25 protein-coding genes and 1 tRNA gene are annotated in these 24,593 nt (G+C 67.8%); 7 read left to right on the top strand and 19 right to left on the bottom strand.

The window, feature by feature from the left end; all coding sequences use genetic code 11:
• Positions 1–337 precede the first annotated feature (337 nt).
• From ACIQZO_RS13805 to ACIQZO_RS13850, 10 genes are all read right to left on the bottom strand, one after another.
• The gene (locus ACIQZO_RS13805; RefSeq protein ID WP_403624868.1) at positions 338–649 is read right to left on the bottom strand and encodes a hypothetical protein; all 312 of its coding nucleotides are present in this window, start codon (positions 647–649) and stop codon (positions 338–340) included.
• Positions 650–704: 55 nt separating this feature from the next.
• Entirely contained in the window at positions 705–1,259 is a 555-nt protein-coding gene (locus ACIQZO_RS13810) for a hypothetical protein (protein WP_403624871.1), read from the bottom strand.
• 1,026 nt (positions 1,260–2,285) lie between these two features.
• Entirely contained in the window at positions 2,286–2,840 is a 555-nt protein-coding gene (locus ACIQZO_RS13815; RefSeq protein ID WP_403624874.1) for a hypothetical protein, read from the bottom strand.
• Positions 2,841–3,023: 183 nt separating this feature from the next.
• Positions 3,024–3,980: a major capsid protein gene (locus tag ACIQZO_RS13820; RefSeq protein WP_403624877.1), complete on the bottom strand. Its 957-nt coding sequence runs from the start codon at positions 3,978–3,980 to the stop codon at positions 3,024–3,026.
• An 87-nt stretch (positions 3,981–4,067) separates the two neighbouring features.
• Positions 4,068–4,628 carry a hypothetical protein gene (locus ACIQZO_RS13825; protein ID WP_403624880.1) on the bottom strand — a complete coding sequence of 187 codons (561 nt, stop codon included), beginning with the start codon at positions 4,626–4,628 and terminating at the stop codon, positions 4,068–4,070.
• Positions 4,629–4,636: 8 nt separating this feature from the next.
• A complete protein-coding gene (locus tag ACIQZO_RS13830) occupies positions 4,637–5,494 on the bottom strand; it encodes a hypothetical protein (RefSeq protein ID WP_403624883.1) in 858 nt (285 codons plus the stop codon).
• Between the two features lie 122 nt (positions 5,495–5,616).
• Entirely contained in the window at positions 5,617–6,675 is a 1,059-nt protein-coding gene (locus ACIQZO_RS13835; RefSeq protein ID WP_403624886.1) for a phage portal protein, read from the bottom strand.
• On the bottom strand, positions 6,665–7,033 hold the full coding sequence (locus ACIQZO_RS13840) for a hypothetical protein (protein ID WP_403624889.1): 369 nt from the start codon (positions 7,031–7,033) through the stop codon (positions 6,665–6,667). Before ACIQZO_RS13840 ends, ACIQZO_RS13835 begins: the two co-directional genes overlap by 11 nt.
• A gap of 52 nt (positions 7,034–7,085) precedes the next feature.
• Positions 7,086–8,771: a terminase large subunit gene (locus ACIQZO_RS13845; protein WP_403624891.1), complete on the bottom strand. Its 1,686-nt coding sequence runs from the start codon at positions 8,769–8,771 to the stop codon at positions 7,086–7,088.
• Positions 8,764–9,246: a P27 family phage terminase small subunit gene (locus ACIQZO_RS13850; RefSeq protein ID WP_403624894.1), complete on the bottom strand. Its 483-nt coding sequence runs from the start codon at positions 9,244–9,246 to the stop codon at positions 8,764–8,766. Before ACIQZO_RS13850 ends, ACIQZO_RS13845 begins: the two co-directional genes overlap by 8 nt.
• A 550-nt stretch (positions 9,247–9,796) precedes the next feature.
• Here ACIQZO_RS13850 and ACIQZO_RS13855 point away from each other — a divergent pair.
• Positions 9,797–10,027: a hypothetical protein gene (locus ACIQZO_RS13855; protein WP_403624897.1), complete on the top strand. Its 231-nt coding sequence runs from the start codon at positions 9,797–9,799 to the stop codon at positions 10,025–10,027.
• Here ACIQZO_RS13855 and ACIQZO_RS13860 read toward each other — a convergent pair whose 3' ends face one another.
• The 6 genes from ACIQZO_RS13860 to ACIQZO_RS13885 all read right to left on the bottom strand — a co-directional run bounded on the left by ACIQZO_RS13860 (position 10,028) and on the right by ACIQZO_RS13885 (position 15,691).
• Positions 10,028–10,375, bottom strand: coding sequence for an HNH endonuclease (locus ACIQZO_RS13860; RefSeq protein WP_403624900.1), 348 nt, complete (start codon positions 10,373–10,375; stop codon positions 10,028–10,030).
• Positions 10,376–10,623: 248 nt separating this feature from the next.
• Positions 10,624–10,703, bottom strand: a tRNA-OTHER gene (locus ACIQZO_RS13865).
• Positions 10,704–11,438: 735 nt separating this feature from the next.
• On the bottom strand, positions 11,439–13,112 hold the full coding sequence (locus tag ACIQZO_RS13870) for a recombinase family protein (protein ID WP_403624903.1): 1,674 nt from the start codon (positions 13,110–13,112) through the stop codon (positions 11,439–11,441).
• Positions 13,113–13,217: 105 nt separating this feature from the next.
• On the bottom strand, positions 13,218–14,066 hold the full coding sequence (gene otsB / locus ACIQZO_RS13875) for a trehalose-phosphatase (RefSeq protein ID WP_403624906.1): 849 nt from the start codon (positions 14,064–14,066) through the stop codon (positions 13,218–13,220).
• Between the two features lie 39 nt (positions 14,067–14,105).
• Entirely contained in the window at positions 14,106–14,342 is a 237-nt protein-coding gene (locus ACIQZO_RS13880; RefSeq protein WP_030031449.1) for a DUF3263 domain-containing protein, read from the bottom strand.
• Between the two features lie 50 nt (positions 14,343–14,392).
• Positions 14,393–15,691 (bottom strand): extracellular solute-binding protein, encoded by a 1,299-nt coding sequence (locus tag ACIQZO_RS13885; protein ID WP_403624909.1) that lies wholly within the window; start codon positions 15,689–15,691, stop codon positions 14,393–14,395.
• Positions 15,692–15,867: 176 nt separating this feature from the next.
• Here ACIQZO_RS13885 and ACIQZO_RS13890 point away from each other — a divergent pair, with 176 nt between their 5' ends.
• The 3 genes from ACIQZO_RS13890 (at position 15,868) to ACIQZO_RS13900 (ending at position 18,981) form a co-directional block, all read left to right on the top strand.
• Positions 15,868–16,800, top strand: coding sequence for an ROK family protein (locus tag ACIQZO_RS13890; protein ID WP_403625046.1), 933 nt, complete (start codon positions 15,868–15,870; stop codon positions 16,798–16,800).
• Positions 16,800–17,963: an N-acetylglucosamine-6-phosphate deacetylase gene (nagA, locus tag ACIQZO_RS13895; protein ID WP_403624912.1), complete on the top strand. Its 1,164-nt coding sequence runs from the start codon at positions 16,800–16,802 to the stop codon at positions 17,961–17,963. Before ACIQZO_RS13890 ends, nagA begins: the two co-directional genes overlap by 1 nt.
• Before the next feature lie 100 nt (positions 17,964–18,063).
• Positions 18,064–18,981 carry a 1-phosphofructokinase family hexose kinase gene (locus ACIQZO_RS13900; RefSeq protein WP_403624915.1) on the top strand — a complete coding sequence of 306 codons (918 nt, stop codon included), beginning with the start codon at positions 18,064–18,066 and terminating at the stop codon, positions 18,979–18,981.
• Positions 18,982–19,006: 25 nt separating this feature from the next.
• On the opposite strand, the gene ACIQZO_RS13905 is transcribed toward ACIQZO_RS13900, so the two are convergent.
• Both ACIQZO_RS13905 and cdgB read right to left on the bottom strand, forming a co-directional pair.
• Positions 19,007–20,029 carry a CBM35 domain-containing protein gene (locus tag ACIQZO_RS13905; protein ID WP_403624918.1) on the bottom strand — a complete coding sequence of 341 codons (1,023 nt, stop codon included), beginning with the start codon at positions 20,027–20,029 and terminating at the stop codon, positions 19,007–19,009.
• A 68-nt stretch (positions 20,030–20,097) separates the two neighbouring features.
• Entirely contained in the window at positions 20,098–21,846 is a 1,749-nt protein-coding gene (gene cdgB / locus ACIQZO_RS13910; RefSeq protein ID WP_403624921.1) for a diguanylate cyclase CdgB, read from the bottom strand.
• Between the two features lie 302 nt (positions 21,847–22,148).
• On the opposite strand from cdgB, the gene ACIQZO_RS13915 reads away from it, so the two are divergent.
• Positions 22,149–22,718, top strand: coding sequence for a flavin reductase family protein (locus ACIQZO_RS13915; RefSeq protein WP_403624924.1), 570 nt, complete (start codon positions 22,149–22,151; stop codon positions 22,716–22,718).
• Positions 22,719–22,783: 65 nt separating this feature from the next.
• Here ACIQZO_RS13915 and arfB read toward each other — a convergent pair whose 3' ends face one another.
• Positions 22,784–23,209 carry an alternative ribosome rescue aminoacyl-tRNA hydrolase ArfB gene (gene arfB, locus ACIQZO_RS13920; protein ID WP_403624927.1) on the bottom strand — a complete coding sequence of 142 codons (426 nt, stop codon included), beginning with the start codon at positions 23,207–23,209 and terminating at the stop codon, positions 22,784–22,786.
• 188 nt (positions 23,210–23,397) lie between these two features.
• Between arfB and ACIQZO_RS13925 the strand changes: the two genes are divergently transcribed.
• Together ACIQZO_RS13925 and ACIQZO_RS13930 are read left to right on the top strand one after the other, a co-directional pair.
• The gene (locus tag ACIQZO_RS13925) at positions 23,398–23,973 is read left to right on the top strand and encodes a TerD family protein (protein WP_326589478.1); all 576 of its coding nucleotides are present in this window, start codon (positions 23,398–23,400) and stop codon (positions 23,971–23,973) included.
• Between the two features lie 101 nt (positions 23,974–24,074).
• On the top strand, positions 24,075–24,593 hold the full coding sequence (locus ACIQZO_RS13930; RefSeq protein WP_403624930.1) for a GNAT family N-acetyltransferase: 519 nt from the start codon (positions 24,075–24,077) through the stop codon (positions 24,591–24,593).

The raw sequence follows: 24,593 nt of genomic DNA on the forward strand, positions 1-24,593 counted from the left end.
TCCTGCGGTGTGCGCTGTGTTCCGCCGATCCGACCGGGCCTTAGACCAGGGCGGGGAAGCGGCGTAGGGCGGCGGGACGGACTCTTAGAGCCTGCGTTGCCACGCTGCCAATTCCCCTCGGCGAGGCGGTCATGAACGGCCGCCAGGAGATGCGTTTGCAGCGTCCATCCCGCGTCCTCGCCGGCCATCTCGCGGGCAAGTGCGGAGTCTGCGGGCAGATGGGATATCAGAGCCCGCACACGGCGCCATGTGAGCCCCGAATCAGGGCGGTGAACATCCCGGATATCCGTGCCGTAGTAGCGCTGTAGGTCGCTTTCTATGGCCTCCCCGTGGTCACTCAGGAGTCGGAGGAGGCCGGAGATTCCCCCAGCGGCGCACCCTCGTAGTTCTGCCACTGCCGGAACAGCTCGCCGACTGCGGCAAGCGGCAGGGGCAGCGCATTGAAGCGGTCCCACTGTTCGCCGAGACCGGTCCGCAGCAGCGTCGTAATATCGCCCGTAGACGGATTCACGACGTTGACGGTTTCAAGGATGCTCTTATCGATCTCGCCTGCGGACGGCATTGTGTACTCGTCCTCGGCGAGGGTGAAGCGGAAAGGCTCGCGCCGTGCCTCTCGGACCCAAAGGTCCAGGTTAAAAGTTGTGCTCATTAGTAAATCCCCCGTGGGTTGTGCTGTGCTGGTAGATCAAGGCGGAACGTTTCTGCTACACGCCCCATGCGGGGTCATCGGAATACTTGATAGCGACCGTGCCCGAAGCGTCCGGGTAAGCAGTGATGGTGAGCTCGTACGAAATCGCTTCGTCGCCCTTGTAGGTGATATCTCCGGTCTCGGTTACCTCGCCGTCCGGAATGACGATGCGGATATGCGCATCCCCGTCCACGAGGTCGAAGCCAAAGACTCGGCGGTCCGGGCCCGGAGCCTTAATGGCAAGAACCGACTTACCGGAAGCGGTAACCACCTTCGAGCCCTTGTGGTAAAGCTCAAGAACCGTCTTGCTCGACTCAATGGCCGTAAACGAGAACGACACTTCGGACGAGCTGATGACCTTGCGGACGGTCTGCCCGCCCTGCCAGCCCTTGATTTCCGTAACGTCCGTCGAGTTGGATTCGGTGATCCCGTCATCCGAGATCCAACCGATATCCTTGACGGCAGCCGGCCAAGCTGTAACCGCGTCGGTCGGCAGACCAGCGGTCTTGGGCGGTGCAACATAGGCGGCGCCAGTAATGGCGACGCGAACCGCATTAGCGGAAAGTGGCATGGGTGTCCCCTTGAACGTAAATGGATTTGATTTCTAGGCGGGCTTCGGAGTGTCGAGCACTCGACCACGCACGTGAATGTCAGCGGCGTATGCGAAGCGCGCTGCACTCGTTTTCTCGTCGGGTAGCCATTGCGGGCCCCCAACTTCGGTCACGCTGTAGACCGCCACCCCGCCGCGTACTCCGGGCATTGCCCCGAGGAGTCCGCGCACCAGGGCGCACAGGTCATGTGCTGCCGCTTCGGTCTCGGCCCACATGTGGAAGTCGAGCCGAGCGGAGTCGGACACCGGTGTTTGCCGCGTACCCCCGAGCCGCTGCACCTGTAGGAACCGCACGGGGCGAGGCGAGGGGATGCGGGAGACAACCGGTACGGGCTCGCCGGCTGCCGCGAGGACGGTCCGGAGATAGCCCGTGGTGACCGCCACAGCGTCCGGCATGACGATCACGGGAAGGCTCACCCGCCACCCCGCAGGTTGCGGAGTAGAGCGGCCCTGGTGCCCGAAGCGTCCCCGTGCTTGGCGTAGTTACCGATCACTGCGGCACGCCAACGCTTCGCGCCTAGAGCGGAGTCGGTTCGGAAATCCCCCTCGGCTGCCGCAGCAATACGGGCCGCAATCCGCTCGACTTCGCGCCCGGTCTCGGCCGTCTTCATCAAGGAATTGATGCCGCTGCGGTTAGGACGGAATCTCATCCGGTCACCTCCTTTAGACGTGCTTCCGTGTGGTGCAGTCGCCCCCCGACGACCCACCGCGCAACGTCCCCGTCTGTATCCACGAGTCGCCCCAGGGCAATCACGCGATCCCCTGGCGTCAGCTCGATGTCGACACCCCGGCGGGTAGTCAGCCGGAGCCCGCTCGTTACGGCGGGGCGGTCCCCGTCCTCCTCGGCCGATGCGTCGGGTTGTACGGACACACGGCGAACCGTGGTCCGCGTGGCGTTCGGCCAGTCGCGTTCCGACGTGGTGTTGCCGTACCGGTCCACCACGAATGGCGCCCGGAGGATCACAACCGTCTGCGTGTAGTGGAGCGTCACCAGGGCGCCCCCTTACCGAGACCGACTACCGCAGCGCGGGGCCGGTACCGGGCGAGCTGGTCGCGTTCGATGGGGGCGAGGCTCGCGCCGATGGTCTCGGCCGCGTAGGTCACGCTGACGCTGCCGACGCTTTCTTGTCGTAGGTCGTTCGGGTTGGTTAGCACACGGCCGGCGAGCGTGAGCACGATGGCCCGTACGTCCGCCGGAACGGTTGCGTATCCGTGTGTGTAGGTGACGTAGGCAGGTCCGGCCCCGAGCTGCCGGAAATGGAGCTCGTCACGCCATAGCCGATAGTCCTCGGGCGGTAGGTCCCTGCCTCCGCGCCGCACCCGCTCAATGGAGATCACGGGTCGTTGCGGTAGCGGGGCGTACTGGCCGCGCGGGGACACTGCGACGGTCGTTGTGCCCTTCGTGAAGCGCTGCCGAGCTTCCGCCCTGACGATGGCCGATGCGGTGTCGAGCACCAGGGCCGTGCCCTCGGGCATCTCTGCCGGCTCGCGCTGCATCCACGCTGCGAGCTCGTCAACGGTGGCCAATGCGGGGAGTGCCATTACGCGTTACCTCCCTTAGTCGATTTCCTGTGTGCCGCACTCAAGACAGCGCCGCACGGTCCGGGCTGCCCCGGACGAGTCGAGAACGGGAAAGCTCTCCACTCGGTCCGGGGCAGCGCACGAATCCGTGTGCGTGATCTTTGGGGCGGACACTCGCTTACGCGGCGGCATCCGATTCCCCCTTTACTTGGCGAGGACGCCGTTAAGACGCGCAGCGCCACGGCCACCGAAGATTGCGAGGCCGGTGTAAAACTCGATTCGCGTCCGGTAAGAGGGCTTGGTCTCAAGCTCTCCCAGGTCCGTAACCTGAATTCCTCCATTGGTCAGACCAGTTACCGCACGGTCATCCTCGGACTGTCCGAAGCGCACGGCGTAAATGCTGGACGCGTCGACCGCCGAGCCCTGAGTCTCGGTCTGCGGAAGAATGTCCGCACCCGCAGCAGTCTGGCCCGGGTCAAGGATCGGAATGCCGTTGTACGTCGCAACGAGCTTGCCGGTAAGAGCCTCGCGGACCATTTCGAAACCGCCGATCCGGCGAGCCGCAGAACGAACCTTGGCAATCACCTGACGGTTTGCGTACAGCGCGCCGTTAGTGCTGTTCAGGCCCGGAACCTGCGCTACGAGCTGATCCATAAGGTCGAAGAACTTGTGGGAGTCGTCAGCACCAGCGCCCACAATCGGAGCGCCGTTAGTGCCCGCGCTCAGAACCTGCCCGCCAGTAAGACGCTTCCGCAGGCCATCGAAGGACTTGGAATCGGTCGCGGTGTCGCCGTTGAAAAACGTTTCGGCGAACTTGTAGGACGCCGCCTTGATCTTCATGCCGGTCTGAATAGCGCGCTGGTCGTTAAGGTTGCCACGCGTCTGCACAATGAACTTATCCACGTCCGCGTCACCGCCGAGAATGACGAGCGTCTCGGACTTCTGGTTAACGGTGCCCGTGCTTTCGGCGTACGCCTCATTGACCGAACGGAACTGCACGCCCGGAAGCGTGCCTTCCTCGTTGTAGGCGTAGGCATTGCCCTGAATAGTCAGCAGCGGGATACGGTCCAGAATGCTGGACTCCTGCACGAAAGTCTCAATGACGCCGCGCTGGAGATCCGTGGTCGAAAGCTTCGCAGCCTCCGGAAGGGTCAGAGCCATTTAGTAAATCCCCCTGGTTTTGGGCATGAAAAAAGGGACGGCACTCGAATTGAGTGCGTCCCCAGAAATGGGTAAGGCGGTAGTGGGTTAGGTAGTGGTGTACGCGCGCCGCAGACGGTCCTGCGGGGTAGCGGGCTCGGGCTCGGCGGACTCGCGCTGACCCGCGCCTACGTCGCCCCACATCGGGGCCTGTCGGTTCGGGTCCAGTGCGGCGGCAAGGTACGGCTTGTCCTTGATCAGCTTTTCCACGGCAGCCGACACCGCCTTGACATCGACCTCGCCCCCCTTGCCCGTGAGAGCGGCAACGTCCACCAGGGCGAGCGCATCGGCAGGATCTCGGAGCCGACCAGCGGCAGCCGCACGTACCTCGGCGCGGACGAGCTGCGTGGCGAATTCGCTGCGGATCTCCTCGCGCAGTGCGGCAACGTCGTCCGGCTTCTGTGCCGCATTCGAGCGACGGAGCCGAGCCGCTTCGGTCTCAGCCTCGCTTGCACGCTTCTCGGCAGCCTCTCGGGCCGTCCGCTCGGCAGTAAGCTCTGCGGGCTCGGCACCCTCGGCCGGCTGTTCGCCCCCAGGCTTGTTGGCGCCCTGGTGCTCGCCCTCGCCGGTCGGCTCGTCCGCAGTGCTCGTGTTCGGCGTATCCGCCATGAATCCCCCTAGGTGATGTAGCCGTGTTTCTTGAGCATGGCTATTTGATGCTCGCGGGATTCCCCAGCGAGTTTGAATATGGTTTCGGGCATGAGCCGCGCCTCTTTGGCACGCTGGTATCGGGTCCCCGGGATCTTCTGAAACTCGGACTGCATGGCCCGTGCTCCGAGCCCGCGAACCGTCACACCCTCAGTCGTAACTCGCATAGGTCCACGGCCGGTTACAGCGGTTGCCATTCCTCGGCGTGCGTTGATGATCTGCCCGAGATCCGCCCCAGCTTCAAGGGCCTTAACCCCTGCCGCGCCGAGCCGCTTGTGTTGCTCCTCCGGGCTCATCTCACGGAACAGATCCTCGGGGCTCTTACTCGCCTTCCACTCGTCATCGGTCATGGGCTGCATGCCGCAATCACACTTCGGATGACGCTTGAAACCCGTGCTGTAGCTGTACTGACGACCAGCGAGGATGATGCACCGCGCACAAGCGGGAAGCTTCACCACGCGGACGTAGGACACGCAGCGTGGATGCGCTGCCATGGCAACCGAGTTGGCCGTTCGGGCGGTGTCCGCTATCTGCGTGCTCACCATCATGGACATTTGCGTAAGGCCCCGTAGCGCGGCCATCTCGGCACTCTCGCCGGCTGCCAAACTCTGCGCGGTTGTGATGCTCGGCAGGTACAGCAGCGAGGCAAGCGGACGAGCGTCCGACGCAATGCCGACCAGGGCCGACGGGTTGACTGTTCCGAGCGGTGCCGCTGCGGCCCCCTGACCGGCCATAGACGCCCCAACAAACATTTGCGCGCCCTGAGTTGCCGAGAGCTGCCCCGCCATGACTGCGCGGAGAATCTGCGCCCCGGTCTCACCTTGCATCGCTGACAGAATCCGGTCCGCAGGAACATCCCGCCAAAGACCCTGGATAGCCGCTACAACGGCTCGGGAAATGCTTTGGGCCTGCCCGTACCGAGCGGCTGCCAACTCGTCCACAAGGGCCATCAGGCAGCCTCTACGGGCGCGCTCTCGGGCGGGTCCTGCTCCCGGTCGGGCTTCGGTCCAAAGAGATCCGCCATGCCGCCCCCGAGGATCGCCGAAGCCTGGTCGTCCCGCATGGACTTCCATCGGTTGATGACTTCGGGTGTGACTCCGGGGATACGCTCCCAAAGAGCTTCGTCCGGTACGCCGATGGCTTTCATCTTGACCAGCGCATCGGAATACTGACTGTCACTTCGGAACTGCGGGTCACGCCAGATGACACCGCCGAGTGCGAGCGACTCCGCCCGTTCCTTCTCTCCGTTCGCCAGGGCTTCAAGCCGCATGATCTCGCGGAGCGCGGAGCCGAAATGGCGCTGACGTTCCGTGACCTTTGCGACTAGGCCCGCCTCACTTGCCGCGAGAGCATCGGCGCTCACCTGAATCAGAGCACCCGTTAGATACGTAGCGGGTGTGCGCGTCTGAGCCGCAATGTGCTCGACCGCCTTATCGATAACGCGCAAATAGTTATCGAGATCAGCGGCGGAGAATTCGGCAATGGAGGCCCCTTCCTTCTCAAGCCACAGCAGACGGTCAGACCGGAACTTGTCCAGCGGCAAATCCTCCTCGCCCACCACTTCGCCCGTGTCGTCGGTGATCTCCCGTACGGGTCGATCCATTCCGAGCACAGCGCGAGCGGGAAGGGCGAGACCATCTGATGCGGTCATAAGGTGAGCCCAAAGGGTGTTGACCGCATCCTGTAGCGGCAGCACCGTTGCGAGCTCGCTACGGGGTGACCCATGCAGGCGCGAACGGTTCTGCAACTCGACCAGCGGCACCACTCCGAGTGGATTGGGTATGTGGCTTGGCTCGCCACGGGAAAGCCCCGCAGTGCGTCCGGTCCATGCCCCGCCCTCGCGGTTCGGGCGCTGCCACCGATACACCATCTTGGGCGTGAACAGTGTTGAGAATTCCGTTTCGGAATCCCGCCACGTGATCAGGCCGGCTGATCGGGCACGGCGACGGCCCGGAACGTATTCGACAATGGCGCTGGACGCAGGCTTAAAAGTGATCTCAACTGCCATCGGTGCCCCAAACCAGCGCATACGAGCGCCCGGTAATCAGGGCTTCAAGCAGAGCCAGACCAATTTCTACGTCACATTCCGACCGGCGCCATGCCTTACTAGCGGCATCATCAACCGAACCGTCTTCCAGCCGGAATCCGATCGGCACCAGCCTTTCAACCGTGGCATCCGGTACCACCGCACACCAGTTGTCGGAGAACTCATCAAAGAGCCCACCCGTCTGCGTACTGAATTCCGGTGAGGAAAACAGGAGAGGTCGCTTGCCCTCGTACGCGTCGGACCATTTCTTAGCGGCTGTCTTACGGCGCTGCACCTTGGCATACAGCCGTTCTGTCATCTGTAGCGGTGTCTCCGCCATGAACCCCCCTCGGGCATAAAGAAACCCCGGCGGGCTGTTCCCGAGCGGGGTGTTAGGCACTCGCAGCGCGAGGGCGCTTAAGCGGTCTGCGTACGTATCCGTCCAGTGCCATGACCGCAGCGGCAATGCCATCGATTCGAGCCGATGACTTTCCCCGGTCTGGCTTGACGGGCCGTAGGTTGTCGTTACCGTCTCGGTAGACTTCGACAACGGATGCATTCCAGCGGAGCACGGGATTTCCCCCGTGACGTATCTGTCCCTCGCGCAGTAGCCGTTCAAGCTCTTTCGACCCTGGCGACATTCCTAGATAGGTCTGTGCGATCGGCACCACGTCCACACCGCGCGTTTTCGCTTCTATGCGCTGGACGAGCTGACCCGCGAACATTCGGTCATAGCTGATCCGCTGGACGTCCAGCCGGCGACAGTCCGCAATGATCTGTTTCTCGATAGCGTCATAATCGATTGCGTCGCCCTCGGTCAGCGTCAGCAGTCCATCGGCAACCCATTGCCGCAGCGGGACCTGTAGTTGCTGCTCTAGCTCGTCTACGCGTTCTTCCGGTAGCCAGAAACGGGCGACTAGTTCAAGCTCGACCCCGGGCACGCGGGACTCAACTGCGAGGACCCATGCGGAAAGGTCAGAGACCGCTGAAAGGTCCACGCCGCCCCATGCCCGCCGGTATCGGAACGCTTTCTCGTTGACCTCCCCGGAATTCTCGTCCCACAGCGCCATAGGCAGCCACCGTGAAGCGGCACGCATTCGGCGGTTAAGAGACAGCCGGCAGAACGTCGGGAAGTAGGAAGGCGTGCTCTTAGCCTTTGCAGCCTCACGCCGCATGTAGGCGAGCGAGGGAGACGCGCCGAGTCCGGGATTGGCCTTACGCCATGTCTGTTCACTGAAAGGGTCGTCTGACTCCTCGGCAGCCCAAATGACGCCGTAGTGACCGGGGTCATCAACGATGCCATCTGCACACCTGCGGGTGTAGACGTGTTTCTCGTCGTAGATACTGCCCTCGGTACCCTCATCAGCAGTCGTAATGAAGATGACGAGCGGCTGATCTCGTGCACCCGTACCAGTCTCGATAGCGTCGATAAGGTCACGGCGCTTATGCACGTGGACTTCGTCAACGATCGCCCCGGACACATTCAGTCCGTGGGCGGTCTCGGCAATCTTCGAAAGGGCCCTGAAGACACCGCCGGTACGAGGGACACGGATAAGGCCCCGTAGAACCTCCACGCGGCCCCGTACGGCCCTACTGGTGAGCGCCATACGCTTAGCGTCATCGAAGACGCGTTCGGCCTGTGGAAGGGAACCAGCGGCCGCATAGACCTCGGCGCCAATCTCGCGGTCTGCGAGGAGCAACACCAGCCCGATACCGCTGGACAATGTGCTCTTGCCGTTCTTACGCGGTACCTCAATCCACGCCGAGCGAACCACACGGACAGCTCGGCCAAGCTCCTCCGAGTAGGCGAGCCATCCGAAGATTGGAGCGATGACCCAAACGACCTGCCACGGCGAGAGTTTTAGCGGAGTAGAGCCCCAACGGCCCTTTGTGTGCTTGAACGTCTGGATAGCGCCGATAGCTCGTCGGGCAGACTCAACATCGAAGAACGCGCCCGGAGCCTGCGAAGCCTGCACCGCAGTAACCAGCGGACGGGAACGGATAGCGTCGGCTATCTCATCATCGGTAAGCCCCAGCTCGTACAGAGCGTCCAGGGGGACGGGCAGCTCGTCAGTCAAAAATCCCGTCATCGTCGCCCCCGCTGAATTCCGGCGGGGTGATCCGGGTTGCCGATGCGGGGCTCAGCCCCAACTCGCCGACCAGCGACCGGAAATGACTCCGGTACTGATGGGCAATCGTCACCCACGGACTCTTGACGTTCCCGCGCTCAGTCTCGACCACTAGGCCGTTTCGAGAAAGCTCCCGCTCTGCCTGCCATAGGCGAGCGGCTGTCAGGCAATACTCAACAGCGGTTTCCCGCTGCGCATCCGTGAGGCCGGCTGAGTGCACCAGGGCCGGAATCGTCCGTGCCCACACGTCAGCAGCCATACGCCGCACGTCGGCGGAGTCGGCTCCGGGCAGACGGTCCGACCAGTCAGGTTCAATAGGTGCAGCCGGAGCGAATCGAGCGCCCTCGGAATTACGGTCCGGGCGGAACGTGCCTTCCCGAACGGCCTGAATATGGGGTTTGGGTTTCTGTCCGGGAACAGCCATGAATTCACCTCCGTGAAAGCGGTCTAATTAGCCATGCGAGTTTTTTGCCTCCCTGCCGCTCGGGAATGAGGGGGGTTGACCCCCTCCCCCTGGTCAGAACGGCGGAGCCTCGCGAGATTCGCGACGTGACCGAGCCTCAGCAGCGAACCCGCCCGGCTGATGACGTGCCGTCTCGCGGTTGTGGCACGCGACGCACAGCGGACGCAGATGACGTGACGCGTCAGGGCTCATCTCGCCCCGTGCGATCAACTCGCGGCGGGACAGCGGCCAATGGTCGACAACGTTCGCCAGACAGCCACACAGCACGCACCACGGGTGCTTGTACAGGTAGGCACGCCGCATGCGCTGCCAACGCGTGTCATAGACAGCGCCACCACGTGACGCACGGTCCGCGTTCGCCTCCCGCTCATGCTCGGCACAGCGTCCGCCGGCTCGGGTGAGCTCAGGACACCCGGGTACCGAACACGGGGGGCGGGGACGTCGGGGCATGGGGGTACCTCATTTGCAGGGCTTCGGGTGACCGGTGCCGGTCGAGATCGTTGGGCCCGGCATGAACAACACCAAGCGTGTACTTGCCGCCATCGCCCTCGCAGGGGCCGCACTGGCCATGTCCGGGACCGCTCACGCCGACCAGGGCAACTCGATGGGCAACATTGGAAGCGTCAACCGGGATGAGTCGTTCAACTTCAATACCCAGAGCTTCGGCGACTCCCTGAACAACGGGATCGGAAACATGATCTCCCCCGTCTCAGACCTGCAAGACAGTTCGAACTTCTTCTAGTCAGAACGGGGGGTTGGTCGCCCCGAAGTCCTCGCGGGTCTTGAGTCGGTGGCATGGACGGCAGAGCGTCTGTACGTTCCCGTCCGTGTCCGTCCCGCCCAACGCGAGCGGCTCTATGTGGTCCACGTCGATGTTCGACGCGAGCACATGCCGACCACAGCGGACGCACGCCCAGTAGCCCGACTTCCGGATGATCCGGCGGAGCCGAGCCGCAGCACTGTTGCCCCGTGCGAGAACCTCCCGACGCTCGCGCCGAGCCCGTACCGCAGGCCGATCCTCGTAGGCCCGGTAGTGGGGCTCGCAGCGGCCCCGATGGGTCGCAGGCTCGGCGCAGTCGATACAGCTCATGTGCACCCCCGTGTCGTTGCTCCCGGTGCTCGTTGTCGTTGCGTGCCCGCCCGAGGACTTGAACCCCGGATCTCTGCGGCCGATGTCCCCTCGCGGGGCCGGTACCGCGCACCTCTGGCCGTTGGGTCAGCGGGCGGAAACTGCGCTACCAGGTAGCGTCAGTTTGGGTTGACACGGGCGGTGCTCGCCGTGCGCCTGGTGCTCATTGCCGATCGGCGTAACCCCTGGTCGGGGCGTGCCGCACTGCGTGTTCCCGACTGGATTCGAACCAGCATCGACCGCCGGATTGTTGTAAGACGGCCGTTCGCAACCAATGAACTGCGGGAACGGGGCGGAGCCTCGCCGGCGAACCGGTCCGGCCATGGGGACCACACGCGCTTACAACCCCTTTCGGCGCACCCCGGAGGGTGGGTTACTCATGGGCGGTGTGGTCCCCGTACGCGCTGCCTCACGACTCCTGCGGCCACCCCCGTAACGGGAGGGTGCGTGGTGCACGGGCAGTGCTGGTAGAGAGAGTGGGCACTCGGTCCGCCGTTCACTCTGCGGTGGGGTGCGCGGTAGTCCCGCTCTCTCTGGGAGTAGTAGGGAGGGACGAATTCCCGCGCTCCTACTTGCTGAGGTAGCAAGCTTGGGCGGGCTCGTCTTCTCCCTCTCTCTGGGAGTAGTAGGGAGGGACGAATTCCCGGAGCCCCAACAGTGATGCGATGTCGAACGAGGCGCCTGTCTCTCTTCTTCTATATTTTTTTACGTGTTTTAAAAAAACCGGTTGTAACCGTCACTTCAACATCGATCGCTCCGCTGTAGGGCAGCCGGCGAGAGGCCGCGTGAGGCTCTGTGCGCCCGTCTGCGGGCATGGGTAAGCCCCGGCGGTCCGCAGGGACTACCGGGGCTGGTCGGGCTGGTCGTACTGCTTCCAGGACGAACCTGTGAGGCACCAGCCCTAACCCGTACACCCATGTTGGTACGGAGTGCGACGAGCTTACCGGGCAGGGCCACAGAGCCACGCAGAAAGCCCCGGACAGTCACGGGGACCGTCCGGGGCTGGTAAGGCGGTACAGCGCTGTTACGCGGCTGCCTGGTAGTCGTCTGCGTCGGTCTCGGCTCCCTCGGGGGTGGCCCATGCGATGGTGACGCGCTTCATTCCGTCGAAACGGTGTCCGCGCCCCGGAGACTTTGTGACGGTCACGCTGTCGATGGCGAGTCCGAGTAGGTCACGCTGCATACGTGCGTCGGCAGTGTTCCAGTACGCCTCACCGTTGCCATTCAGCAGGAACGAGAGGTTCACGGGTCCGGTGTTGCCGACGAGCTCGGCGAGGACATCCTCAGCTTTGCTGATCCGCGCTTCGGCAGCGTTCTTGTGCGGGATGCGGTACCGGGCAGAGCGGCCCGTGTAGAAGTCGGAAGCATCGTCCGCGTGGAACTTGTCGAGCTTGACCTGTGCGGCCCGCAGTTCGGCGCGTGCGTCCCGTACGGCCTGCGTCTCCTCGGGGCGCGTAATGGCCTGCCAGCGTTCGGCCACGGCAACCAACAGCGGGTCGTCATCGTCGGTCGCTGCGAGCCGCTCGGACCACGTCTGTACGACGTACTTTTCGATGGCAGCACGGGTGACGAACGCGGGCTCGGCGCATGCCTGGTCACCGTCGCCGTAGCGGGTGCACGCGTACGACGATCCCTCTAGCGTCATGGCACTGTCGCAGGATGCGCACCGCATGCGGCTCGTCAGTGCCCGGACAGCGCGGCCCGGAGTCGCGGGAATCTTGCTGATGGTCTGGTTCCCGGACAGCACGCGGCGGGCACGCTCGGCGAGCTCGGACGGAATCATGTGCGGCAGCGTCTCGGCCGTGACCACACGAATCCGCTCGCCCTCGCTGTTCAGGAACGGCACACGGTCTCGGTGAGCCTTCCCGCCGGGGCAGTGCGTGAGCCACCCCTCGTAGACCGGGTGAATGATGATCGCCCGGACCGCATCAGCACGCCACGGAACACCCGTCCCGGTACGCAGACCCTCGCTGTTCAGCTTCCGGGTCAGCGCGCGGGACGACACTCCGTCGGCAATGGCCTTGAACACCCGGCACACGATGTCCCACGGGGTGACTTCCCGCCGGTCGGCAACGGTGCACATGTAGGGGGTGCGGTCCGGGGTGAGTTTCCGCGTGACCGGGTCCGCGAACAGACCGAACGGAGCCTTGGACAGCCACTTGCCCTCGGTGCGCTGCCGAGACTTCGTGCCCCGCACGTTGTAGGACAGCCGCTGTGAGTATTCGCGCGCGTTCTCGGCACGGTCGATGATCCATCGGCGGTCCCGCTCGTCCGAGCTGTCCAAGCGCTCGTAGTCGAAGATCACGCGAGCCTTGCCGAGGATCGGTACTACCGCTTCGGCGCCCTTGCGGCTGAAACGGTCAAGCGCGTAGCACCAGAGCGCGGGCACTTCGCCGGCGAGCACAGCAGCCATGGCCTGGTCGTACTTCGGGCGCTGTACGTCCGACCACGCGGACAGGTTCTCTCGCCACACCTTCCGCACGCAGTACCCGTGCTCGTCCGCCCATGCCCGGCCCCGGTCCTCTTGCGCCCGGATGGACAGTGCGTGCTCGCCCTGGCGAACGATCTTCGACTTACGGAGGAGGAGGTCTACATACGGGCGTCCGTGGCACGGGCAGAGCCCGTCAGTAGTCTTGTTCATGCCCTCTGTAGGGAGGGACGATGTCCTGACGGGGCGCTCAAGAGTGCTCGTAGACATGGGAAAGCCTTTGTGAACTGCGAAAACGGTTCGCTGTCCGGAAGAACCCAGGGTGTTGGTTCCACTCCGGACCCCGCTCCTCGAACGCCGGAGGGGCTGAATTCGTCAGGGGCGGATGGCGGCGGCCAGGGCGGCCAGGAAGGTGGCTACCGAGGACGGGCCCGGGAGGACCAGGTCGGCGCGGGAGGCCAGCTCCGGGACCTCCGCGGAGCCACTGCACACCAGCAGCCCCGGCAGCCCGTCCGTACGGCCCTTTTCCACGGCGGCGTAGGCCGCGAGGTCACCCAGGTCGTCGCCCGCGTACAGCACCGCCCCCGCGTCCCGCTCCGCCAGGAACTCGGTCAGGGCGACGCCCTTGTCCATGCCCGGCGGCCGGAGCTCCAGTACCGCCCGCCCCGGCTCGACCATCAGCCCGTGCCGGGCCGCCAGCTCGGTCAACGGCTCCCGCAGCGCCGCGAACGCCGCCGCCGGATTCTCCGCCCGCCGCGTGTGCACGGCCAGCGCGCGGCCCTTCTCCTCGATCCAGGTACCGCGCCAGGCCCCGATCGAGTCCAGGAACCCCGGCAGCTCCGCCCGGACCGCCGCCACCCCGGGGTGCTCGCCAGGGGCGTGGACGATGCCGCTGACGGCGTCCCAGCGTTCGGCCCCGTAGTGGCCGAGGACGACCATATGCTCCAGTCCGGGGACTCCCGCGAAGCCCCCGTAGCGGACGGCGACGCCCGCGGGCCGGCCGGTGATCACGGCCACCGAGTCCACCTCGGGGGCGAGTGCGGACAGGGCCGGTACGGCTCCGGGGTGGGCCCGGGCCTGGTCCGGGTCCGGGACGATGTCGGCGAGGGTGCCGTCGAAGTCCAGGGCGACCACGGACCGGCGAGGTGCGCGGAGGAGGGCTTCGAGTCCCTCGCGTCCGGCTGCGGTGACGGGCATCGGCAGGTCGTGCGGATGGCTCCCCATACGCACGACCCTAACGGCCCGGCCGTGCGACGGCTACGGCTATCGCCGGGCTCGCTGGGCCTCGCGGATCCTGCGCAGCCGGTTGACCGTGCCCGGGGCGTGGGCCAACGCCCGCGGGTCGTCCATGAGCGCGTTGAGCAGCTGGTAGTAGCGGACGGGGGTCATCCCCAGCCCTTCGCGGATGGCCCGCTCCTTGGCTCCGGGCCCGGGCCAGGTGCGTCCCTCGTACGCGAGCACCGCGGCCTCCGTGGCCGTCAGCTGCCCCTCGTCCGTCATACCGCCAGATTAACGCCGCCGTCTGACACCCGGCCCGCCGCCCACGCCCGTCAGCGCGGGTCCGCCGCCCGCGCGGCCGTCGCGATCCCCTCCAGGACCTTGGCCGGCTGTCCGCCCGGCTGGACGGTCTTGCCGATGTTCTGCTTGATGTCCTCGCTGACGCCCGCCCAGGACTTCTTGCCGACCGGGTACAGCCGCGAGCCGGGCAGCGCCGTCAGGAACGGCTTCAGCTGCGCGGCCGAGCCGCCGGCCGCGGCCTGCTTGGCCTGGTAGCCGCTGGTGGTGGCGGGCAGCAGGTCGTACTTGTCGGTGAAGGCCGTCACGTTCTTCGGCTGGTACAGGTAGTCCAGGAACTTGCCGGACTGCTGCTGGTGGCCCGTCTTGAAGGCCATCACCCAGTCCGCGACGCCCATCGCCGGCTGCTCGCTGCCGTCGGAGGTGGGCAGCGGCACCATGCCGTACTTCACACCCTTGGCCTCGGCCTGCTTGAGCAGCGTCGGGTGGCCGTTGAGCATGCCGACCTCGCCCTTGGTGAAGGCTTCGAAGGCGGCCTGCCGGTCCAGCTTGCCGGGCTCGACGGGTCCGGTCAGCCCCTGGCCGACCATCTTGTCCCGCAGGAACTCCAGCGCCTTGATGTTGTCGGCGGCGTCGATCGAGTAGGACTCCTCGTTGTCGGTGTAGCCGCCACCGCCCGCGAGCATCCACATCATCGTCTCGGCCTGCGCCTCCTCGCGGCCCAGCGGCACCGCGAAGGGGGTGGGCACGTTGGCGGCCTTGAGCTTCTTGGCGGCCGCCTCCAGGTCCGCCCAGCTCTTCGGCTGCCAGCCCTTGGCGTCCTTGCCGATCACACCGGCGTCGGCCAGCAGCTTCTCGTTGTAGAAGAGCAGCCGGGTGCTGGCCACGAAGGGCATCCCGTACTGGACCTGCTTGACCTTGCCGGCGTCCGCGAGCGGGCCCAGGAAGTCGGCCTCGGTCTTCACGGAGAGCAGCTCCGCCGTCGAGTAGAGCTTGTCGGCGGCCGCGTAGTCGGCGTAGGCGCCGATCTGGGCTATGTCGGGGGCCTTGCCGGCCTTGACCATCTCGGCGACCTTGGCGTCGACCTCGGACCAGGAGTAGACGCTGACCTCGACCTTGGTGCCGGGGTTGGCCTTCTCGAAGCCCTCGGCGAGGTCCTTCCAGTAGGCCTGCGAGGAGTTCTGCGGATTGTCCCCGTAGTCGGCCGCCACGACCCGCAGGGTCACCTCGTTGTCTCCGGTGAGTCCGCCGATGGCTCCGCAGCCCGTCAGCGTCACGGCAGTCAGGCACAGCGCGGCGCCGGACGCGGCCAGGCTCAGGTAACGGCCCTTCACAGTTCTCCATCCACCCCTTGTTGTACGTACGATCCACGTAAGGTCTACACCACTTTGGCGGCTCGTCCACATCGGGCTCCCGGTCGGGGTCCCGAATTTGTATGGCCGCTCAACAATGTCCCTCATTGGACTAGACCTTTCCACGCCGAGCACGCGAGACTGTCTCTGTGAAACCCGTGAAACACGTCATCGCCCTCGATGTGGGCGGCACCGGGATGAAGGCCGCCCTCGTCGCCGAGGACTGGACCCTGCTCCACGAAGCGCGCCGGGCCACCGGCCGCGACCGGGGCCCCGACGCCGTCGTCGAGACGATCCAGGACTTCGCCGCCGAGCTGCTCGCCACCGGCCGGGAGCGCTTCGGACGGCCCGCGTCGGCCGCCGGCGTCGCCGTCCCGGGCATCGTCGACGCCGGGAACGGGATCGCCGTCTACGCGGCGAATCTGGGCTGGCGGGACGTACCGATGCGGACGCTGCTCAGCAGACGCCTCGGCGGCATCCCGGTGGCCCTCGGCCACGACGTGCGCACGGGCGGCCTCGCCGAGGGCCGCATCGGCGCCGGCCGGGGCGCCGACCGCTTCCTCTTCGTCCCGCTGGGCACCGGCATCGCCGGAGCCATCGGCATCGCCGGCCGCATCGAGGCCGGCGCCCACGGCTACGCGGGAGAGATCGGGCACATCGTCGTACGCCCGGGCGGCCCCGCCTGCGGCTGCGGCCAGCACGGCTGCCTGGAGACCCTCGCCTCCGCCGCGGCCGTCAGCCGCGCCTGGGCGGCCGCCTCCGGCGACCCCGAGGCCGACGCCGCGGACTGCGCGAAGGCGGTCGAGTCCGGCGACGCGCGCGCCCGGGAGGTCTGGCTGGCCGCCATCGGCGCCCTCGCCGACGGACTGGTCACCGCGATCACCCTGCTCGACCCGCGCACGCTCATCATCGGTGGCGGGCTGGCGGAGGCCGGGGAAACCTTGTTCACACCACTACGGACGGCCGTGGAGGAGCGCGTGACGTTCCAGCGGCTCCCCCACATCGTGCCGGCGGCCCTCGGGGACACCGCCGGATGCCTGGGCGCAGGGCTGCTCGCCTGGGACCTACTCGCCACGGAGGTACCGGCCTGATGTCCGGAAGCGCGCACAGCACTGTTCTTTCGGGCGCCAGGGTGGTGCTGCCCACCGGAACGGTGGCCAACGGCAGGGTCATCGTCGACGGGGACCGCATCGCGGGCAGCGCCCACGAGGGCTCCACCACCATCGACCTGTCGGGGCACTGGATCGTCCCCGGCTTCGTCGACATGCACAACCACGGCGGCGGCGGCGCCTCCTTCACCTCCGGCACCGCCGAGGACATCCTCAAGGGCGTCCGCACCCACCGCGAGCACGGCACCACCACCCTCGTCGCCTCCACCGTCACCGGGGACCTGGACGAACTGGCCCGCCGCGCGGCCCTGCTCGCCGAGCTGACCCAGCAGGGGGAGATCGCCGGCATCCACTTCGAGGGGCCGTTCATCAACGCCTGCCGCAAGGGCGCGCACAAGGAGGACCTGCTCCGCGACCCCGACCCGGCCGAGGTCCGCAAGCTGATCGACGCCGCGCACGGCGCCGCCCGCATGGTCACCCTCGCCACCGAACTGCCGGGCGGCCTGGACTCCGTACGGCTGCTGGCCGAGCACGGGGTCATCGCCGCGATCGGCCACACGGACGCCACGTACGAGCAGACGCGCGCCGCCATCGACGCGGGCGCGACGGTGGCCACCCACCTCTTCAACGCGATGCCGCCCCTCGCCCACCGCGAGCCCGGCCCGATCGCCGCGCTGCTGGAGGACGAGCGGATCACCGTCGAGCTGATCAACGACGGCACCCACCTGCACCCGGCGGCACTCGAACTGGCCTTCCACCACGCGGGCGCGCACCGCGTGGCGCTGATCACCGACGCGATGGACGCGGCCGGCTTCGGCGACGGGACCTACCACCTGGGCCCCCTGGAGGTCGAGGTCAAGCACGGCGTGGCCCGGCTGGTGGAGGGCGGCTCCATCGCCGGCTCGACGCTGACCCTGGACACCGCCTTCAAGCGCTCGGTGACCCTCGACAAACTGCCGGTGGAGTCCGTGGTCCAGGCGATCTCCGCCAACCCGGCCAAGCTGATCGGCCTCTACGACGAGATCGGCTCGCTGGAGCCCGGCAAGTACGCGGACCTCGTCGTCCTGGACGCCGGATTCGACGTCCAGGGCGTCATGCGGCGCGGCGAATGGATCGTCAGCCCGCCGGTGCGACCGGCGATCTGACGGCCAAGAGGCTGTACGCAGGGAAAACGGTCGGCCCGAGGACTGGGCCGACCGCCTTGTGTTTGGCATGATCCCGGCAGCAACAGACCCGGGAGTGCCCATGATCCTTACCGTGACGCTCAACACCGCACTCGACGTCACGTACCAGGTGCCACGGCTGCTTCCGCACGCCTCGCACCGGGTGTCCGCCGTCACCGAACGCCCCGGCGGCAAGGGGATCAACGTCGCGCACGTCCTGGCCGCCCTCGGCCACGAGGTGACCGCGACGGGCTTCGCGGGAGGCCCGGTCGGCTCCGTCGTCCGCGGGCTGCTCGCACGGTCCCCGGGGGTGGTCGACGCCCTGGTGCCGTGCGCCGGCAACACCCGGCGCACGGTGGCCGTGGTCGACGCGGCCTCAGGCGACACCACGCAGTTCAACGAGCCCGGCCCGCCGATCACGGCCGCCGAGTGGTCGCGCTTCCTCGCGCGCTACGAGGACCTCGTGTACGGCGCCCGCGCCGTGGCCCTGTGCGGCAGCCTCCCGCCGGGCGTGCCGGTGGGCGCGTACGCCCTGCTCGTCCGCTCGGCCCGTGCGGCCGGGGTCCCCGTCCTGCTGGACACCGGCGGCGAGGCCCTGCGCCGCGGGATCGCCGCCCGCCCCGAGATCATCAAGCCGAACGCCGCCGAGCTGGCCGAGCTCACCGGATCCCGCGACCCGCTCCCCGCCACCCGGGACGCCCGCCGCCGGGGCGCCCACGCGGTGGTCACCTCGCTCGGCCCGGACGGTCTGCTGGCCGCCACCGCCGAGGGCACCTGGCGGGCGGCCCCGCCGCGCCCGCTGTCCGGCAACCCCACCGGAGCCGGCGACTCCGCGGTCGCCGGCCTGCTCTCCGCGACGGCGGAGGGCCTGGACTGGCCCGCCCGCCTCACCCGCGCGGTCGCCCTCTCGGCGGCCACGGTCCTCGCCCCGGTGGCGGGAGCATTCGACCCCCGCACCTACGAGGAGGTACGGGGGTCGGTGACGATCACGACGGCCTAGGGGCCACCGGGGGGCGCGGGGCGGATCAGCCCTGCTCCAGCCAGAGCTGGTCGAGGACGACCTCGCACTGGTTGCCCGCCTCGCACGAGATCCTGATCGTGTTGGCGCCCTGCTTGAGGTCCACCAGCGAGTAGGTGTTGGTCCAGCCCTTGGCCCAGTCGCCCGCGGCGGCCTTGGAGAAGTTCGCCATGTTGACCGGCCGGGTCTGCGCCTCGCCGTTGATGGTCAGCGTGGTGTTGGCGTCCTTGCCCGGCACCCCGTAGGTCATCTTCAGCTTGTACTTGCCCGCCTTGGGAACCTCCAGCGACCAGGTGGCCGCCGCGCCCTGCGCGTTGAGGCCGCCCACGTACTGGCCGCCCTCGCTCTTCGCGCCCGGCACCGTGTTCTGCAGCGTGGCACCGCCCGTGAGGGACATGCCGCTGCCGGCGAAGTCCGCCTTCGGCAGGGGAGCCTGCGACGGCTTCGCGCTCGGGGCCTGGCTCGCCGGGTTCTGGGGGGCCGCCGACTGCTGGCCGCCCGTCGTGGACGCGTCGTCCTTGCCCTTGTCCTTGTCGCCGAACTGCAGCGCCGCGACGATGCCGATCACGACCACCGCCACCACCGCGACCGCCGCGATCAGCAGGCCGCGGCGGCTGGAGCCACCGCCGCCGCCGTGGCCGCCGGGCTGGGCGACCGCCTGGGTCTGGTGCTGCGGGGGCTGGCTCTGCTGCGGGACGCCGTAGCCGCCCGCCTGGAGCGCTTCCGGGGCCTGGTACTGCGGGTACGCCGGGGGCTGCTGCCCGGGGCTCGGCTGGTGCGGGACGGGACCGCGCTGGCCGCCGTTCCTGCGGTCGCCGACCGTACGCACCTGGTGGTGCGAGGTGCGGGGGACACCGGGCTGGGGACCGTTGTGACCGCCGGCCGACGCGCCCGGGTAGCCGTATCCACCGCCCGACGCGGGCGGTGTGGCTCCGGCCGCCTGGCCATCCTCGTAGAGATAGCCGAACGGATCGTCGTCCTCGGGCTTGTTCGCCCCACCGTGCGGGCCGTTGTTCGCGGGCGTCGTCATCGCAGGTCACTCCTTTCGACCCCCGGGAGCCTACCCCGAACACGTGCACCCACGAGCGGCAGATCGCCTCAGCCGGCCCTGCGATGGGCCTTCGACCGGGACCTTTTCTCGATATACATCCGCTGATCGGCCGAGCGCAGCACCTCGTCCGCGGACATCCCGCAGCTGGCCCAGCCGATGCCGAAACTGGCTCCGACCCGCACCGCACGGCCGTCGACCCTGATCGGCGGGATGATCGCGTTGCGCAGCCGGACCGCGAGGTCGGCGGCGTCCGCCGCACCCAGGCCGTCCGCCAGAACGACGAATTCATCACCACCCAGCCGAGCGACGGTGTCACCGTCCCTGACGCCGGTCGTCAGCCGCCGGGCGACCTCGATCAGGACCGCGTCGCCCGTGTGGTGCCCGAACCGGTCGTTGATCGACTTGAAGCCGTCGAGGTCGCAGAAGAGGACCGCGAGCCCCTTCGTGCCGTCGTCGATGTCGGTCGCGGGCGCCACCGTGTGCACGTGGTGGTCGTACGGACCGTCCGACGGGGCGGGCGGCGCCCCGGGGAACTCGAAGGGATCGGCCCCGGGGAACCGGTCGGGGCCGTCGGCGTGAAACCCGTGCTCACCGGCACCACCCGCCTCCGCCGCCACCGGGTGCCCGTCGTGCCCCAGGTGCCCCGTGTGCCCGTCGTACGCGTCACGCCCCTCGAAGGCCGCGTCCAGCGCCTCGACCGCGGTCGCCCGTACCGACTGCGGTCTGCGGCACAGCCGCGCGCCGAGCCGGGCCCGCAGCTCGGCGCTGTTGGGCAGGCCGGTCAGCGAGTCGTGGCTGGCGCGGTGGGCGAGCTGGAGCTCGTGCCGCTTGCGCTCCTCGATGTCCTCGACGTGCGTGAGCAGGAAGCGGGGCCCGTCGGCGGCGTCGGCGACGACGGAGTTGCGCAGCGATACCCATACATACGTGCCGTCGCGGCGGCCCAGGCGCAGCTCGGCGCGGCCGCCCTCGGCGGAGGTGCGCAGCAGCGTCCCGATGTCCTCGGGGTGGACCAGGTCGGAGAAGGAGTAACGGCGCAGGACGGAGGCGGGCCGGCCGAGCAGCCGGCACAGCGCGTCGTTGGTCCGCAGCAGCCGGCCGTGCTGGTCCCCGCCCATCTCGGCGATGGCCATACCGCTGGGCGCGTACTCGAAGGCCTGGCGGAACGACTCCTCACTGGCCCGCAGCGCCTGCTGTTCGCGCTCCAGCCGGACCAGCGCCCGCTGCATGTTCGCGCGGAGCCTTGCATTGCTGATAGCAATCGCCGCCTGGAACGCGTACATCTGGAGCGCCTCGCGGCCCCAGGCGCCGGGCCGACGGCCGTTGCGCGGCCTGTCCACCGAAATGACACCCAGAAGTTCCCCGGCGGACGCGTACATGGGTGCGTAGAGCCGGTCCTCGGGGTGCCACTCGTCCTCGAAGCGCGGATCGGGGCCGTCGGTGTGCCACTGGGGGACGTCGTCCTCCATGAGGACCCAGCCCTCGGTGTGCGGGATGAACCTGAGTCCGTCCCAGTTCTCACCCATCGTCAGGCGGCGTTCCCAGGAGGCGCGGGAGCCGACCCGGCCGGTGATGAGGGCCTCCGCGGCAGGATCGCCGGCGAAGGCGGCGACGACGAGATCACCGTCCGGGCGAACGAGGTTGACACAGGCGAGTTCGTAGCCGAGGCCCGCGACGATGCCGTCCACGACGGTCTGCAGAGTGTCCGCCAGGCTCCGGGCCGTATTGAGTTCGGCCACCACCCGGTGCAGCTGCCGCAGGGTCGCAAGACGGACGTACGGCTCCGACTCGGTCTCCATTGCTCGCTCTCCCCGAGACCTCGACAGCAACTCCAGGTTTGTCATCGGCGTTTCGTTGCGGTGTCCCGTCCACTGAATCACAGTGAGCTGTGCGGCAGGTACACAGGGTCAACAAATCTTGCCCTCTGTGACTCAAGTCACATGAGGTGAATATCGGTGCGCAGCGGGCTCGTGCATGACGGGGAGCGCTCCCTCCCCTTCCCGAGAGCAAACGATACGCCCGGGCCTGGGCCAAGGGGCGGGGACGCGACTCGGACCATGGCCCGATGTGCGGCGCGGAAGGGCGAGATTAGCGTTTCAACGTGCTGAAGACGACCCCCGTACCCACCGCGCCCCAAGGAACCCCCCATGCTGAGGGAGTGAGCAATGACGAGTTCCGGGCAGCCATGTCCCGGCTGGCGGCGGGCGTGTGCCTGATCACCGCGCACGAGCCCCCGCTGACGGCGGACGGCCCGCGCGGCGAGGACGTCGGTATGACGGCGACCGCCTTCATGTCCGTGTCCCTGGACCCGCCACTGGTCCTGGTGAGCCTGCGCGAGGGCTCCCGGATGGACGACCTGCTGGCGGAACAGCCCCTGTGGGCGGTCTCGGTCCTCGCCGACCACCAGCTCCAGGTCGCGGGCCGCTTCGCGATGAAGGGCCGCATCAGCGACCGACTGCTCTTCGCCGACCTGCCGTACGTACGCGGCGAGGCCTCCGGCGCCCCCGTGCTGACCGGCGCCCTGGCCACCCTGGAATGCCGTACGGAGAACCGCGTCGAGGCGGGCGACCACACCCTGGTCGTCGGCCGGGTCCTGACGGCGGGCCTGCCGGCCCCCGACTCGGCCCCGCTGACCTACTTCCGCGGGCGCTACCGGCACCTGGGCGCGTAGCAGGGGCACGGCGCGCAGGGCACCCGGGGCGGGCGGAGCGGGCGGTAAGACGGGCACGGGCGGGGCTACCAGTCCCGGCCGGTGCGGCCGCGCTTGGTCTCGGCGCGCGCCTTCTTCTCGCGCAGCCGCCGCTCATTGATCCCGCGCGGGATCTTCGTCGCCCGGCGCTGCTTCGGCGGCGGCGCCGTCGCCTCGGCCAGCAGCGAAGCCATCCGGACCAGCGCCATCTCCCGGTTGCGCAGCTGCGAGCGGTGCTCGGAGGCCCGTACGGTCACCACCCCGTCCACCAGCTTCGCGGCGAGCCGCTCCAGCGCCCGCTCCTTCCACACCTCGGGCAGCGCCGTGGTGGCCGCCAGGTCGAACAGCAGCTCCGCGCGCGAGTCCGAGGTGTTCACGTGCTGACCGCCGGGTCCGGAGGATCGCGAGAACCGCCAGGCGAGCTCTCCCTCGGGGAGCACGACCGAACCGCGGATGACATAAGGACCAGGCATGCCCCTATGATCCGCCCCCGACAGCGCCGCCGTCACCCTCATTTACCGGCCGCGCGTTCCGGCCCGCCGAGATGCGAGGTCACGGACAATTCACGACGGGAACCCGACCGGCCTCTCGTCGCGTTATAGGGGGCAGCGGTAGTTTGACCGCCTGTACGAGCATGTTGGATGAGGAAAGGGACATTCCCATGGCTGTCAGCCTGTCCAAGGGCGGCAACGTCTCGCTCACGAAGGAGGCCCCGGGCCTCACTGCCGTCACGGTCGGCCTCGGCTGGGACGTCCGTACGACGACCGGTGTCGACTTCGACCTCGACGCCTCGGCGATCGCGGTCAACCCGACGGGCAAGGTCGTCTCCGACGGCCACTTCGTCTTCTTCAACAACAAGTCGACCCCGGACCAGACCATCGTCCACACCGGTGACAACCGCACCGGCGAGGGCGCGGGCGACGACGAGGCCATCAACGTCAACCTCGCCGGCCTCCCGGCCGACGTGGACAAGATCGTCTTCCCGGTCTCCATCTACGACGCCGAGACCCGCAGCCAGAACTTCGGCCAGGTCCGCAACGCGTACATCCGCGTCGTGAACCAGGCCGGCGGCGCCGAGATCGCCCGCTACGACCTCTCCGAGGACGCGGCGACCGAGACCGCCATGGTCTTCGGCGAGCTCTACCGCAGCGGCGCCGAGTGGAAGTTCCGCGCGGTCGGCCAGGGTTACGCCTCCGGCCTCACCGGTATCGCGCAGGACTTCGGCGTCAACGTCTAAGACCTCCGGCAGCACCGCAAGGTCCGGCACCCGCCGGACACCGGCGCTGGTGAAGCCCCCTCCCGGCCGTCCGGGGAGGGGGCTTCGCTACCGTTCGACAGGTGATCCTGCAACCGCTCGTCCCCGTCGACGGCGCCCTCCCCGGCCCGGTCCTCACCGAGATCGCCGCCCTCTACTCGACGAACCACGCGTTCTTCGAACTCAGCGGCGACTTCCCCGACCCGGACCGCATCACGGTCGAACAGGTCGCCGCCGCACTCGCCGACGAACTGGCCCACGACAGCGCCGAGGTACTCCTCGCCCGCTCGGCCGGCCGCCTCGTCGGCCTGGCCGCCACCCTCACTCGGGCCCCGGCCGCCGACGACCCGGACCCGTGGATCGGCCTGCTGCTCATCGACGCCACCGCGCACCGCGAGGGGTACGGGCGCGCCGTGGCCACCCTGGTCGAGGACCGCTTCCGCGCCGCCGGACGCACGGGCGTGCGGATCGCCGTACTGGACAACAACCCCGAGGCCCTCGCCTTCTGGCAGTCCCAGGGGTACCTCGAGCTGCGCAGGGCCAAGGACCGCGAGATGGGCCGCGACTGCACCGTGCTGCGCAAGCCGCTCGAAGCCCCGTAG

The organism is Streptomyces sp. NPDC097617, assembly GCF_044761485.1.
In the GTDB taxonomy this organism is placed as follows: Bacteria; Actinomycetota; Actinomycetes; order Streptomycetales; family Streptomycetaceae; genus Streptomyces.